Here is a 13,116-nt window from a genome sequence, read left to right on the forward strand (position 1 = left end):
CGGCCCTTCGGTGGCCGTCCCGGGACGGAACGAGAGGAGAACGGGTGCCTGAGGGCCACACGCTGCACCGACTCGCGGCGCACTTCGACAAGACCTTCGGCGGGGGAGCAGTGCGGGTTTCCAGCCCCCAGGGCCGCTTCACCGACGGCGCCGCGCTCGTCGACGGGCGTGTGCTGACCGAGAGCGAGGCACACGGCAAACACCTCTTCCTCGGTTTCGACTCCGGCGCATGGCTGCGGGTGCACCTGGGGCTGTACGGAGCCTGGACCTTCGGTGACGCCGACGGAGAACGCCACCTGGGCGCGCCCCGGGCCAAGGGCGCCTCGCATCTCGACCTGACCCGCGACCCCGACGGTTTCGTCGTACCGCCCGCCCCCGTGGGCGCCGTCCGGGCCCGCATGGTCAACTCCTCCGGGTGGGCCGACCTGCGCGGCCCCTCGGCCTGTGAGGTCGTCACCGAGGGGGAGAAGTCGGCCGTGCAGGACAAGCTCGGCCCCGATCCCCTGCGTAGCGATGCCGAGCCCGACCGGGCCTGGGAGCGTGTGAGCCGGTCGCGTACCACCGTGGCGGCCCTGCTCATGCGCCAGGACATCGTTGCCGGGATCGGCAACATCTACCGCGCCGAGTCGCTGTTCCGAGCCGGCATCGATCCCATGACCCCCGGCCGCGAACTGGCCCGCGAGCAGTGGGACCAGCTGTGGCAGGACCTGTGCGGCCTCCTGCGCGACGGTGTCCGCGACGGGTACATCATCACCACCCGTCCCGAGGACCGTCCCGATCCCGCTGCTCTCCCCGTACCCAGGCCCGACACCCTGTACGTGTGTTACCGCACCGGTGACCCCTGCCGGGTCTGCTCCTCGCCGGTCGCGGCCACCGAACTGGCCGGCCGCACTCTCTACTGGTGCCCGGGGTGCCAGCCCGCACGCTGACCCCTGTCGAGCAGGACCTGCCCGAGAGGGCTGTGTAGAATTCCCAGCCGTGAACTGAACCGGTTCAGGAGGTGAGGATGGTGGGAGCTCTCATGCGGCGGCCGACGATCGTCGACATCGCCAAGGCCGCCGGTGTGTCCAAGGGTGCCGTCTCCTACGCACTCAACGGTCGCCCGGGGGTCTCCGACCGGACCCGTGAGCGCATCCTCACCATCGCGCGCGACCTGGGCTGGGTCCCCAACGGGCCGGCCCGCGCGCTGGCCCCCGGCGGCCTCGTCGGCGCGGTCGGCATGGTCGTCGACCGCCCTGCCAGCGAGCTGGGCGCCGAACCGTTCTTCACCCGCCTGGTCTCGGGGATCGAGACCGAACTGAGCGGCTCCGGCGTGGATCTGCTCCTCCAGGTCACCGCGGACGTGGAGGCCGAGGCCGCCGCTTACCGGCGCTGGGCCGCCGAGCGCCGTGTCGACGGGGTCGTGGTCGTCGATCTGCGCGAGAACGACCACCGTACGGACCTGGTACGCGAGCTACCACTGCCCACGGTGGTCCTGGGCGGGCCCGAGGGCGCCGACGGGTTGCCGTGCCTGTGGGCCGACGACGGCGCCGCGATGCACGAGGTCGTGCACTACCTCGCCGCGCTCGGCCACCGGAACGCGGTGCAGGTGGCCGGGCCGGAGTACTTCCGGCACACGGGGGTGCGCGCGGCGGCCTTCGCCGAGGCGGCCCGCGACGCCGGTCTGAAGAGCGCCGCCACGGCCCACGCCGACTACACCGGTGACGGGGGTGCTCGGGCGACCCGGCGCCTGCTCGCGCACCGGGACCGCCCCACGGCACTGGTCTACGACAACGACCTGATGGCTGTGGCCGGGCTCGGTGTGGCCGCGGAGATGGGGATCTCCGTGCCCGGTGAGCTGTCCATCGTGGCCTGGGACGACTCGGTCCTGTGCCGCCTCGTGCGCCCCTCGCTCACGGCCGTGTCCCGGGATGTGGAGGGCAGCGGCGCACAGATCGCCCGGATGCTCACCCGGCTGGTGGCGGGGGAGCGGGTGCACGCCACGGAGGCCACACGCGGTGATCTGGTGCCGCGCGACAGCACGGGACCGCTCGCGGAGGACTGACCGGCCCGCCCGCCCGTGTGTCCCGGAACGGTGTCCCGCGTCACAAGCGCGTAACAGGCAGAGGTCGGGGATTGACGCCCTTCGAGCCCCCGTGTTGTCGTTGACGTCACTTACCCGGTTCAGCAAGGTCCCCTCGCCCCCGCTCTGGGAGCGCTCCCATTCCAGGTGGCGCTCCGAGGACCCACCCCCCGAGGGCCGCCGGGTGGAAGGAGGATTCGAGATGAGATCCCTGCGGCTTCCGGCCGCGCTGGTGGCCGTGGCCCTTGTCGCCACCGCCTGCTCCGACAGCGAAGGGGCGGGCGGCGGTTACCCCCGTGAGGAGACCCTCTACACCACAGGCACCGCCTGGGGTCCCCCCGTCAACTGGAACCCCCTCATGCCCGGCAACTTCGCCGTCGGAACCAAGGGCATGGTCTACGAACCGCTCTTCCACTACGACTCCGAGGCGAACGAGTACGAGCCCTGGCTCGCCGAGAGCGACGAGTGGACGGGGGAGGACGTGCACGTCATCACTCTGCGCGAGGGCGTGGAGTGGACCGACGGGGAACCGTTCACCGCCGAGGACGTGGTTGCCTCACTCGAACTCGGGGCCTACAGCGCCGTCCACTACAGCAACGTCTACAACATGGTGGAGTCGATCGAGGCCACCGGTGAGCACGAAGTCACCGTCACCTTCGAGGACAACCGGCCCCAGGAGTGGATGAACTGGGCCTACAGCGAGGCCATCGTGCCCGAGCACATCTGGGCGGACATGGACGAGGAGGCGGTCACCGACAGCCCCAACGAGGAGCCCGTCGGCACCGGCCCCTACGCCGCCGAGTCCAACACCGACGACCGCATGGTCTGGGAACGCAACGACGGCTGGTGGGGCACCGAAGCCCTCGGCCTGGAGATGCAGCCGCGCTACGTCGTCGACATCGTCAATGCCTCCAACGAGATCACGATGGGCATGCTCGACCAGAACGAGGTCGACCTGTCCAACAACTTCCTCCCCGGCATCGACCAGGTCCTCGACAGCAACGACGCCATCACCAGTTACTACGACGATGCGCCCTACATGCGCAGCGCCAACACCGCCTGGCTCATCCCCAACCACGAGCGCGAACCCCTCGGTGACGCCGCGTTCCGCGACGCCCTCGCCCACGCCATCGACATCCAACAGATCATCGAGGGCCCCTACGCCAACCTGGTCGAAGCGGCCGACCCCACGGGGCTGCTGCCCGAATGGGACGACTACATCGACCACGACCTCGTCGCCGAGGAGGGTTTCTCCTACGATCCAGAGGCCGCTGCCGAGAGCCTGGAGGAGGCCGGTTACAGCGACGAGGACGGCGACGGGTTCGTCGAGACCCCCGGCGGCGAGCCGATCAGTTTGACTCTGGAGGTGCCTTCGGGGTGGACCGACTGGATGGAGGCCGCCCGGGTCATCGCCGACAACGCCCAGGACGCCGGCATCGACCTCGAAGCGGAGTTCCCCGACGAGCAGCTCCTGGTCGAGAACCGCAACAGCGGTGAATTCGACCTGGTCATCAACAACGAACAGCAGCTCAGCAACACCCCGTGGACCTACTACGAGTACCTCTTCGAGCACCCGCTGCGCGAGGAGCAGACCACCGGGAACTTCCAGCGGTACGAGAACGAGGAGGCCTGGGAGCTGGTCGAGCAGCTCGCGGAGGTGCCTGCCGAGAACCACGAGGCCATGGCCGAGGCCACGTCGGCCATCCAGGAGATCCAGCTGGCCGAGAACCCCGCCATACCCCTCTGGTACAACGGCCTCTGGGCGCAGACCAGCAACGAGGTCTGGACCAACTGGCCCAGCGAGGCCGACGGCCCCCACCACCCCGCCACCATGTGGAACGGATGGTTCGAGCTCGGCGCCATCAGGACCCTTGCAGAGATCGAACCCGCCGCACAGTAGCCCGCCGCGCTCCGGCCCGCGAGAGGGCCGGAGCTTCCCTCCAACGCCATCACCGGGAGGTACGTGTGTGGCGCTACATGGGGCGCAAACTCTTCGTCTACGCCCTGACCTTCGTCGTCGCGGTGACCATCAACTGGATGATCCCGCGGTTCATGCCCGGAGATCCCGTCCGGAGCATGCTCTCCCGGGGGTCCGTCAGCGACCCCGAGGCCCTCGAGCGCATGACCGCCTACTACAACGAGGTCTTCGGTCTCGACGCACCGCTGCACGAGCAGTACCTGAGCTTCTGGGCCGGGCTGTTCCGCGGTGACCTGGGCATCAGCGTGATGTTCTACCCCGAACCCGTCGTCGACATCATCCTGCGCGCGGTTCCCTACACCCTGGCGCTGCTGGTGCCGGCCATCGTCCTGAGCTGGATCGTGGGCAACCACTTCGGTGCCTTCGCCGCGCGCAGCAAGGTCCTCGACAACACCATCCTGCCGGCGGGGTACGTCCTCACCGCCACCCCGTACATGTGGCTGGCCCTGCTCATGGCCTGGAGCCTGGGCATCGTCGCCGGAGTCTTTCCCACCGCAGGCGGGTACAGCTTCGCGCTCACCCCCGGCGCGAACTGGGAGTTCGTCTCCAGCCTGATCGTCCACTGGTTCCTGCCGTTCCTGTCCATGTTCGTCGTCGCGCTCGGCGGATGGGCGATCGGTATGCGCAACATGATCATCTACGAGCTGGAGGACGACTACGCCACCTACCTCAGAGCGCTCGGCGCACCCCGCCGACTCGTGCGCCGCTACGCGTTCCGCAACGCGATGCTGCCGCAGATCACCGGCCTGGCCGTGCAGCTCGGCACCATCATCACCGGCGCGCTGCTGACCGAGATCGTCTTCAACTACCCGGGCCTGGGCACCCTCGTCCTCGATTCCCTCAACAACCGCGACTTCTTCCTGCTCCAGGGCATCTTCCTGTTCGTGGTCGTCGGGGTGCTGATCGCCAACTTCGTCATCGATGTCGTCTACGTCCTGATCGACCCGCGGACCCGGGTGCAGATGACGGGAGGCTCTTCATGAGCAACGCCGCCGGAACACCGGGGGCCGACCCCGGATCCGCCCCCGGACCGGTCGGGGAACGCCGGTTCTCCGAGACCTTCCACTTCGCCCGACGCAACCCCAAACTCCTCATAGGCCTGACCATCGTGGTCGGCTTCCTGCTGCTCGGGCTCATCGGGCCGCTCTTCATCGACCACGGACCCAACCAGTACGTGGGACCGCAGACCCAGGGGCCCAGCGGCGAGTACTGGCTCGGCACCACCACGTTCGGACAGGACGTGTGGGCCCAGTTCGTGTACGGGGTCCGCTCGACCTTCCTCATCGGTGTGCTCGGCGGGGGCGTCGCCTTCGTCCTCGGCACCGCGATCGGGTTCTTCGCCGGATACCGCGGCGGGATCGTCGACGAGGTCCTCAACATGCTCACCAACGTGGTGCTGGTCCTGCCCGCGATGGTCGTACTCATCATCGCCGTCGCCTACCTCGACGCGCGCGGGCTCGTCGTCCAGGCCGTCTTCATCGGGCTCACGACCTGGCCCTGGGCGGCCCGCGCGGTCCGCGCCCAGACCCTGTCGCTGGCCACCCGCGACTACGTCGACCTGGCCCGCCTCAGCGGACGCCGAACCTGGCGCATCATCACCACCGAGATCGCCCCGAACATGAGTTCCTACCTGGTCATGAGCTTCATCCTGCTGTTCGGCGGCGCGGTGCTGACCGCCGCGGGGCTGGACTTCATCGGCCTCGGACCCACCGACGGGGTCTCCCTCGGGCTGATGCTGGAGAACGCGGTGGCCTGGAGCGCCCTGCAACTGGGCATGTGGTGGTGGTTCGTCCCGCCGGGCCTGGCCATCACCGCCATCGTCGGCTCGATGTACATCCTCAACGTCGGGTTGGACGAAGTGTTCAACCCCAAGCTGCGGGAGCTGTGATGAGCCTGCATGTGAACGATCTGAAGGTCCATTACCGGACCCTGCGCGGAGACGTGCACGCCATCGACGGCGTCACGTTCTCCCTCGAGGACGGCGAGATCATGGGCTTGGTGGGGGAGTCGGGCTGCGGAAAGTCCACCCTCGGCAAGAGCCTGATCCGTCTCGACTCCCAGATGCGCCACGTCGGCGGAACCGTCGAGCTCGACGGCCGCGGGGTGCCCATCGCCGACGACGACGCAATGGTGCCGCTGCGGTACCACGAGGTCTCCCTCATCCCCCAGTACGCGATGAGCGCCCTCAACCCCATCCGCAGGATCGGCCGGATGATCGACGAACTCCTGCGCGCCCGCGGGGTACGCCCCGCGGACAAGGCCGACGAGCTCCGGCGCCGCCTCGAACTGGTCGGGCTCGAACCCGACGTGCTGCGCCGGTTCCCCATCGAGCTGTCCGGCGGCATGAAACAGCGTGTGGTCATGGTCCTGTCGACCCTGTTGGACCCCTCGCTGCTCATCGCCGACGAGGTCACCTCCGCGCTGGACGTGTCCACCCAGCGTTCGGTCGCCGAGTCCCTCGTGGAGTTCCGTGACCGGGGCTACGTGCGCAGCATGGTGTTCGTGACCCACGACGTCTCGCTCGTGTACCAGATCGCCGACACGATCATGGTGATGTACGCCGGACACGTGGCGGAGAAGGGCCCGGCCGACTCGATCGTCTCCGAGCCCCGCCACCCCTACACCCAGATGCTCCTCTCGGCCCTGCCCGAGGTGGGCTCGACCTCCGGCGAACGCCTGCAGGGCATCCCCGGTACCCCGCCCGGGTTGCTCGACCCGCCCACCGGGTGCCGGTTCCGGGCCCGCTGCCCGATGGCCTTCGACAAGTGCGCCGAGCGGCCCCCGCTCGTGGAGACCGCGCCCGGCCACTGGTCGGCGTGCTGGAAGACGGGAGGAGAGTGACGTGCTCGAACTCAGCCACGTGCACAAGGTCTACCGGGTGGGTGCCTTCGGCGGCGGCCGCAAGCGTGCGGTCCGCGACGTCGGCCTGACGGTGCGGCCCGGCGAGGTCGTCTCGCTCATCGGCGAGAGCGGCAGCGGCAAGAGCACCCTCGGCAAGATGGTCCTGGGCCTGACCCGTCCCACCTCGGGGCGGATCACCTTCGAGGGCACCGATATCAGCACCATCCGGGGGTTCCGTGCGGAGAAGGAGTACCACCGCCGGGTGCAGGGGGTCTTCCAGGACCCCTTCAGCTGCTTCAACCCGATCTTCAAGGCCGAGCGGGTCCTGACGATGATCCGGACCTCCTACTTCCCGGAGGTCTCCGACGCCGATTGGCGCGACCGGGTCGTCTCCTCGCTGCGCACGGTGCGTCTGGACCCGGACAACGTTCTCGACAAGTACCCGCACCAGCTCAGCGGCGGACAGCTCCAGCGCCTGCTCATCGCCCGCGCGTTGCTGTTGGACATCCGGATGCTGGTCGCCGACGAGGTCATCAGCATGCTCGACGCCTCCACCCGCATCGACGTGCTCAACCTGCTCGCCGATCTCAAGGAACGCGGGCTCGGTATCCTCTTCGTCACGCACGATCTGTCCCTGGGCACCTACGTCAGCGACACCACGGTGATCCTGCACAAGGGCGCCGTTGCAGAGATGGGGCCCACCCGGAAGGTCTTCGACGATCCGCGGCACCCCTACAGCCGGCGCCTGCTCTCGTGTGTGCCCCAGCTCCACCGGAGCTGGGCCGAGGTCGACGCCGAGCTGGCCGCGAGGGAGCCGGAACCGGTGCGGTTGCCGACCCTGGTCGAGGGTGAGGACTCCGCACCCATGGTCGAGGTCGGGGAGGGGCACTTCGTCGGTGCCGACCAGGGCTGAACGGCACTCGCTCCGGGCCCGGAGCTGCCCGGGTTCCGTGCTGGTCAGCGGCGTTCGGGGCCGGATCCCGGTTATTCCCGGGGTGTTGGTGGCCGTCCCCACACCGAAATCCGGGCCATGTCCTGGTGCCTGTGATAGATTCTGGGCAGATTGTTAGTCGTTGAATTTCGCAGTTGGTGACACGCCCGCGGAGTTTGTGACCGGCGGGCGGTTCCTTGCGGGCCGGCTCGCGGCAATTGGCGGGTGTGAGTGACGCACCCGCGCCCGAAGAGCTGAAGGAGAGAACATGGCTCAGGGAACTGTGAAGTGGTTCAACGGCGAGAAGGGCTTCGGCTTCATCTCCCCCGACGACGGCGGCCCGGACGCCTTCGTTCACTACAGCGCGATCCAGGGTTCGGGTTTCCGTAACCTGGAGGAGAACCAGCGCGTGGAGTTCGACATCGTCCAGGGCTCGCGTGGCCCGCAGGCGGACAACGTCGTCGGTATCTGAGAGACGACGCGCTGATCCCCGCCACGCGGGGAACATGAGCGGAACAGAACGCCCCCGGTAGGACTTCGGTCCCGCCGGGGGCGTTCTTCGTGTGGGGGGAGGTTCAGGAGCCGAACCCGGTGACGTTCCAGATCCAGGCGCCGAGGACACCGCCGATGATCGGGCCCACGACCGGGATCCAGGCGTAGCTCCAGTCCGAGCCGCCCTTGCCCGGGATGGGCAGGAGGGCGTGCGCGATACGCGGGCCCAGGTCACGGGCCGGGTTGATGGCGTAACCCGTGGGGCCGCCCAGGGACAGACCGATGGCGAAGACCAGCAGGCCGACCAGGAGCGGAGCGAGGCCGTTCGCGAAGAAATCGGCCAGTTGGGCTCCGCCCTGGACCGAGACCGAACCCTCGTTCGAGCCGATGCCGAGGATGCCCAGCAGCAGCAGCGCGGTACCGATGATCTCGGTGACGAGGTTGGCGACGGGGTTGCGCACGCCCGGCGCGGTACTGAAGACACCGAGCTTGCCCTCGGAGTCGTCGGTGACCTTCCAGTGCGCGTAGTAGGCCAGGTAGACCAGGACGGCACCGGTGAAACCGCCCGCCAGCTGCGCGGCGATGTAGCCGGGCACCTGCGACCAGGCGAAGTCGCCGATGCTGGCCAGACCGAGGGTGACGGCCGGGTTGATGTGGCCGCCGCTGGTGGCGCCGATGACGTAGACCGCCATCGCCACACCCATGCCCCAGCCGAATGTGACCACGATCCAGCCGGCCGAGTTGGCCTTGGACTTGGCCAGGGTGACGCCGGCGACGACACCACAGCCGAGCAGCGTCAGGATCGCGGTTCCGATGAACTCCGCTAGATACACCATTGGGTTCCTCCGCCCCGTGCGGGGCTGTGAGATGGGCTGGAGCACCCTCGAGCGCTCCGAGGGTAAGGGGCCCGGCCACCGCAGGGGGCGGTGCCCGGGCTGGGGCCTGTTCGGCGGGCACCGGCCCGCACCGTCGCCTGCCACCCGCCTTCGACGGACGCCTCCGGCGCAGTACCTTCTGTTGTGCGCTGCCCCAGCAGCACTCTCACGGCGTTCTCATCAGTCGAGGGCACAACCAGGCCGAGTCCTGCCTCGGCCGGTGAGAGCACTACCGGATGCGCCGCTCGAGACGGAAGGCGTCCACCGAACAGGCCTAGTGCTCGACCCAGTCGAGGGTGCGCTCCACGGCCTTCTTCCAGTTGTGGTACTCGTGTTCGCGCTTGGCGGAATCCATCTCGGCGTTCCACTCGGCGGCCTTGTGCCAATTGGCCCGCAGCGTCTCGAGGTCGGGCCAGTAGCCGATGGCCAGACCGGCGGCGTAGGCGGCACCCAGGCAGGTGGTCTCGGCGACCATGGGGCGCACCACCTCGGCGCCGAGCACGTTCGACAGGATCTGCATGAGCAGGTTGTTGGCGGTCATGCCCCCGTCGACCTTGAGCGTGGTCAGGTCGATGGCGGAGTCCGCGTTCATCGCGTCGACGACCTCGCGGGTCTGCCACGCGGTCGCCTCCAGCGCGGCCCGGGCGATGTGGCCCTTGTTCACGTATCCGGTCAGGCCCGCCAGGACCCCGCGTGCGTCACTGCGCCAGTGCGGGGCGAACAGCCCGGAGAAGGCCGGGACGATGTAGGAACCGCCGTTGTCGTCGACCGTGCGCGCCAGGGTCTCGATCTCCGGGGCGGTGGAGATGAGGCCGAGGTTGTCGCGCAGCCACTGCACCAGGGACCCGGTGACGGCGATGGAGCCTTCGAGGGCGTAGACCGCGTCCTCGTCACCGAGCTTGTAGCCCATGGTGGTGAGCAGGCCGTTCTCGGAGTGGATCGGCTCGTTGCCGGTGTTCATCACCAGGAACGTGCCCGTGCCGTAGGTGCCCTTGACGTCGCCGGGGTCGAAGCAGGTCTGACCGAACAGCGCGGCGTGCTGGTCCCCCAGGGCCGAGGCGACCGGGGTACCGGCCAGGTATCCGCGGGCCTCACCGTAGACCTCGGAGGAGGAACGGATCTCCGGCAGGATCCCCCGGGGGATGTCCATCGCCTCGAGTACCGTGTCGTCCCACTGCAGGGTCTGCAGGTTCATGAGCATGGTGCGGCCGGCGTTGGTGACGTCGGTGACGTGCTGACCCGTGAGGTTCCAGATGACCCAGGTGTCGATGGTGCCGAACAGCACCTCGCCGCGTTCGGCGCGCTCGCGCAGGCCCTCGACGTTGTCCAGGAGCCACCGGATCTTGGGGCCGGAGAAGTAGGTGGCCAGCGGCAGGCCGCAGATGTCGCGGAACCGGTCCTGGCCCTCCTCGCCACCGAGCTCGCGCGCGAGGTCGTCGGTGCGGGTGTCCTGCCAGACGATCGCGTTGTAGACCGGCTCGCCGGTCTCCTTGTCCCAGATGACGGTCGTCTCACGCTGGTTGGTGATGCCGATCGCCGCGACCTGGTCGGGGGTGATGTCGCTCTTCTGGGCCGCTTCCTGGAGCACGACCTCGACGTTGCTCCACAGCTCCTTGGCGTCGTGCTCGACCCACCCGGGTTTGGGGAAGATCTGCCTGTGTTCACGCTGATCGACGGAGACGATGCGCCCGTCCCTGTCGAAGAGAATGCAGCGGCTCGACGTGGTGCCCTGGTCGATCGCGGCGATGTACTGCTGACTCATCGGTTCTCGCCTTCAAAATGTGACGATGGAAGGTACGGACGCCTGCGCCTCTTCAGTTGTCCCCGAACGGTTGTTCTCGAACGTTGTACGGCATTGACGTATGAGTGGCGTCAGTTTCGTCCCAGTTCAGTTCCTATGTCAAGCGGTGTAATGCAGTCGTGTCACGCGGGTCACACAAGGTCCGCACACGACTATCGTCGGTCGCCGACCACCGGCCGGCCCAACTGTGGGGAGCCGGTGTGTCGTGCTCAGAAACGGATGGCCCCCAGCTCGCGGGAGACCGCCCGGGCCGCGTCGCGCACGTAGGAGACCTGTTGCATGTCGGGCTCCCCGTCCTCGTCGCGCAGACGTTCGACCGCGCCCCCCACCCCGATCGCCCCGACCGTGAGTCCGCGGCGGTCGTGGATGGGTGCCGAGATCGACACCTCGCCCTCGACCAGTTCCTCGGCCTCCCAGGCCCATCCGGCGTGGCGGACAGCGGCCGTACGCACGGCCAAGGCGTCGGGGGAGGTGATGGTGTGGCGTGTGAACGCGGGCAGGTCCGCGACCGTGCCTTCTTCGTCCTCGCCCCCCTCCGGACGGGCCAGGGGGTCGTGGGCCAGCAGGACCTGGCCCAGGGAGGTCGCGTGCAGGGGCAGCAACCCGCCCACGTCCAGGCTCTGGCGGCTGGAGTCGGGCCGGAAGACGTGGTGCACCACCAGGACCCGGTTCTTGTGGAGGGTGCCGATGCGTACGCTCTCCCCGCTGAGGGAGGCCAGACTGTCGGCCCAGTTCAGCGCCCGGGCGCGCAGTTCGTTCCCGTCGAGGTAGCGGCTGCCGAGGCTGAGCATGCCTCCGCCCAACCGGTAGTGGCCGGTCTCGGCGTCCTGTTCCACGAACCCCACGTGTTGCAGGGTGCGCAGGATCCCGAGGGTCGTGCCCTTCGGTAGATCCGAGGAACGCGAGATCTCGCCGAGGCCCACACCTTGTGGCGCTCCTGACAGGAGGCGAAGGAGGGCCGCGGCGCGTTCGATGGACTGGATCCGTCCCGGCATTGCGCTGCTGTCACTCTCTTGTACGGCAATGTCGCACGAGCCAGATTACTACCCGTTCACAGATCGGCGCTTGCTTTCTCGATGGCCCGCGCCGCGTCGGCCACCTCTTCGGCCCCGATCTCCTGCCGCAGCACCATCCGTACCCGGGCGCCCGAGCCCAGCGCACGTACCCCGTGGCGCGCGAAGGCCTCCGCGTGGGCCACACCGCTGCCCTCGGGGACACTGATCAGGACCATGTTCGTGCGGGCCTCCGCACGGATCCCCGGCAGCCCGTCGATGCGTCCGGCCAGGTCCGAGGCGTGGATGTGGTCCTCGGAGAGACGCTCGCGGTGGTGGCGCAGCGCGTACAGCGCCCCGGCTGCCACGATTCCCGCCTGGCGCATACCCCCACCCAGCAACTTGCGCCCCCGACGGGCCCTCCGCACCGTCTCGGCGTCGCCGGCCAGAGCCGACCCCACCGGGGCGCCGAGGCCCTTGGAGAAACAGACCGACACCGAGTCGAAGCCCTGCGCCACACGCGACGGCGGGACACCCAGGCCGACCGCGGCGTTCCAGAGCCGGGCGCCGTCCAGGTGTGTGCGCATTCCGCGGGAACGGCCGAAGGCGACCACCCGGTCCTGCTCGGCCAGGGGGACGACCCGGCCGCTGAAGGTGTTCTCCAACCACAGCAGGGCGGGCTCGGCGCGGTGCACGTCGCCCCCGCCCGCGCCCGCGATCCAGGACTCCAACAGGGCGTCGGAGGGCCACGGGTCCCCCGAGTACAGGCGTGGCAGCACCCGCGAGAGAACGGTGGCCGCGCCCTGCTCGTCGCCGATGAGGTGGTGGTTCTCGTGCGCCCAGACCTCCTCGCCGCTGCGGGAGGCCACGAACAGGCCCAGCTGGTTGGCCATGTGTCCGGAAGGGACGTAGACGGCGTCCTCTTTCCCCAGCAGGGAAGCGGTCGCCTCCTCCAGGGCCCGGACGGTGGGGTCCTCGCCGAACACGTCGTCGCCGACCTCGGCCCCGGCCATGGCCTCGCGCATTCGCGGGGTCGGGATGGTCAGTGTGTCGGAGCGCAGATCGATCACGGGCCTGTTCCTCGGGAGAGATGCGTGTGCTCCGGTCAACGATAAGCGGCGCCGGGCGGCCGCTGTGCGGGCGG

Annotated in this window: 12 protein-coding genes; 8 read left to right on the forward strand and 4 right to left on the reverse strand. The window is 68.8% G+C overall.

Annotated elements, in window-relative coordinates; all coding sequences use genetic code 11:
- Positions 1-44 precede the first annotated feature (44 nt).
- The 8 genes from D473_RS0107165 to D473_RS0107200 all read left to right on the forward strand — a co-directional run bounded on the left by D473_RS0107165 (position 45) and on the right by D473_RS0107200 (position 8,284).
- Positions 45-929: an Fpg/Nei family DNA glycosylase gene (locus D473_RS0107165; protein ID WP_017608399.1), complete on the forward strand. Its 885-nt coding sequence runs from the start codon at positions 45-47 to the stop codon at positions 927-929.
- Positions 930-1,021: 92 nt separating this feature from the next.
- Positions 1,022-2,044, forward strand: coding sequence for a LacI family DNA-binding transcriptional regulator (locus D473_RS0107170; RefSeq protein WP_017608400.1), 1,023 nt, complete (start codon positions 1,022-1,024; stop codon positions 2,042-2,044).
- Positions 2,045-2,264: 220 nt separating this feature from the next.
- Complete coding sequence (locus D473_RS0107175; protein WP_017608401.1) at positions 2,265-3,962, forward strand: ABC transporter substrate-binding protein; 1,698 nt, start codon at positions 2,265-2,267, stop codon at positions 3,960-3,962.
- A 65-nt stretch (positions 3,963-4,027) separates the two neighbouring features.
- Positions 4,028-5,023 (forward strand): ABC transporter permease, encoded by a 996-nt coding sequence (locus D473_RS0107180; protein ID WP_017608402.1) that lies wholly within the window; start codon positions 4,028-4,030, stop codon positions 5,021-5,023.
- Positions 5,020-5,928: an ABC transporter permease gene (locus D473_RS0107185; RefSeq protein WP_017608403.1), complete on the forward strand. Its 909-nt coding sequence runs from the start codon at positions 5,020-5,022 to the stop codon at positions 5,926-5,928. Before D473_RS0107180 ends, D473_RS0107185 begins: the two co-directional genes overlap by 4 nt.
- Entirely contained in the window at positions 5,928-6,881 is a 954-nt protein-coding gene (locus D473_RS0107190) for an ABC transporter ATP-binding protein (protein WP_017608404.1), read from the forward strand. The genes D473_RS0107185 and D473_RS0107190 overlap by 1 nt, the downstream gene beginning before the upstream one ends.
- Position 6,882: 1 nt before the next feature.
- Positions 6,883-7,794, forward strand: a complete 912-nt coding sequence (locus D473_RS0107195) for an ABC transporter ATP-binding protein (protein WP_017608405.1) — start codon at positions 6,883-6,885, stop codon at positions 7,792-7,794.
- A 286-nt stretch (positions 7,795-8,080) separates the two neighbouring features.
- Complete coding sequence (locus tag D473_RS0107200) at positions 8,081-8,284, forward strand: cold-shock protein (protein WP_017608406.1); 204 nt, start codon at positions 8,081-8,083, stop codon at positions 8,282-8,284.
- 103 nt (positions 8,285-8,387) lie between these two features.
- Here the strand turns inward: D473_RS0107200 and D473_RS0107205 are convergent, their stop codons facing one another.
- The 4 genes from D473_RS0107205 to D473_RS0107220 all read right to left on the reverse strand — a co-directional run bounded on the left by D473_RS0107205 (position 8,388) and on the right by D473_RS0107220 (position 13,042).
- Positions 8,388-9,140 carry an MIP/aquaporin family protein gene (locus D473_RS0107205; protein WP_017608407.1) on the reverse strand — a complete coding sequence of 251 codons (753 nt, stop codon included), beginning with the start codon at positions 9,138-9,140 and terminating at the stop codon, positions 8,388-8,390.
- A 313-nt stretch (positions 9,141-9,453) separates the two neighbouring features.
- Positions 9,454-10,941 (reverse strand): glycerol kinase GlpK, encoded by a 1,488-nt coding sequence (gene glpK, locus D473_RS0107210; protein WP_017608408.1) that lies wholly within the window; start codon positions 10,939-10,941, stop codon positions 9,454-9,456.
- A gap of 248 nt (positions 10,942-11,189) precedes the next feature.
- On the reverse strand, positions 11,190-11,975 hold the full coding sequence (locus D473_RS0107215; protein WP_026126691.1) for an IclR family transcriptional regulator: 786 nt from the start codon (positions 11,973-11,975) through the stop codon (positions 11,190-11,192).
- A gap of 56 nt (positions 11,976-12,031) precedes the next feature.
- Positions 12,032-13,042 (reverse strand): threonine aldolase family protein, encoded by a 1,011-nt coding sequence (locus D473_RS0107220; protein WP_017608410.1) that lies wholly within the window; start codon positions 13,040-13,042, stop codon positions 12,032-12,034.
- Positions 13,043-13,116: the final 74 nt, after the last annotated feature.

This window comes from Nocardiopsis xinjiangensis YIM 90004, assembly GCF_000341145.1.
Classification (GTDB): Bacteria; Actinomycetota; Actinomycetes; order Streptosporangiales; family Streptosporangiaceae; genus Nocardiopsis; species Nocardiopsis xinjiangensis.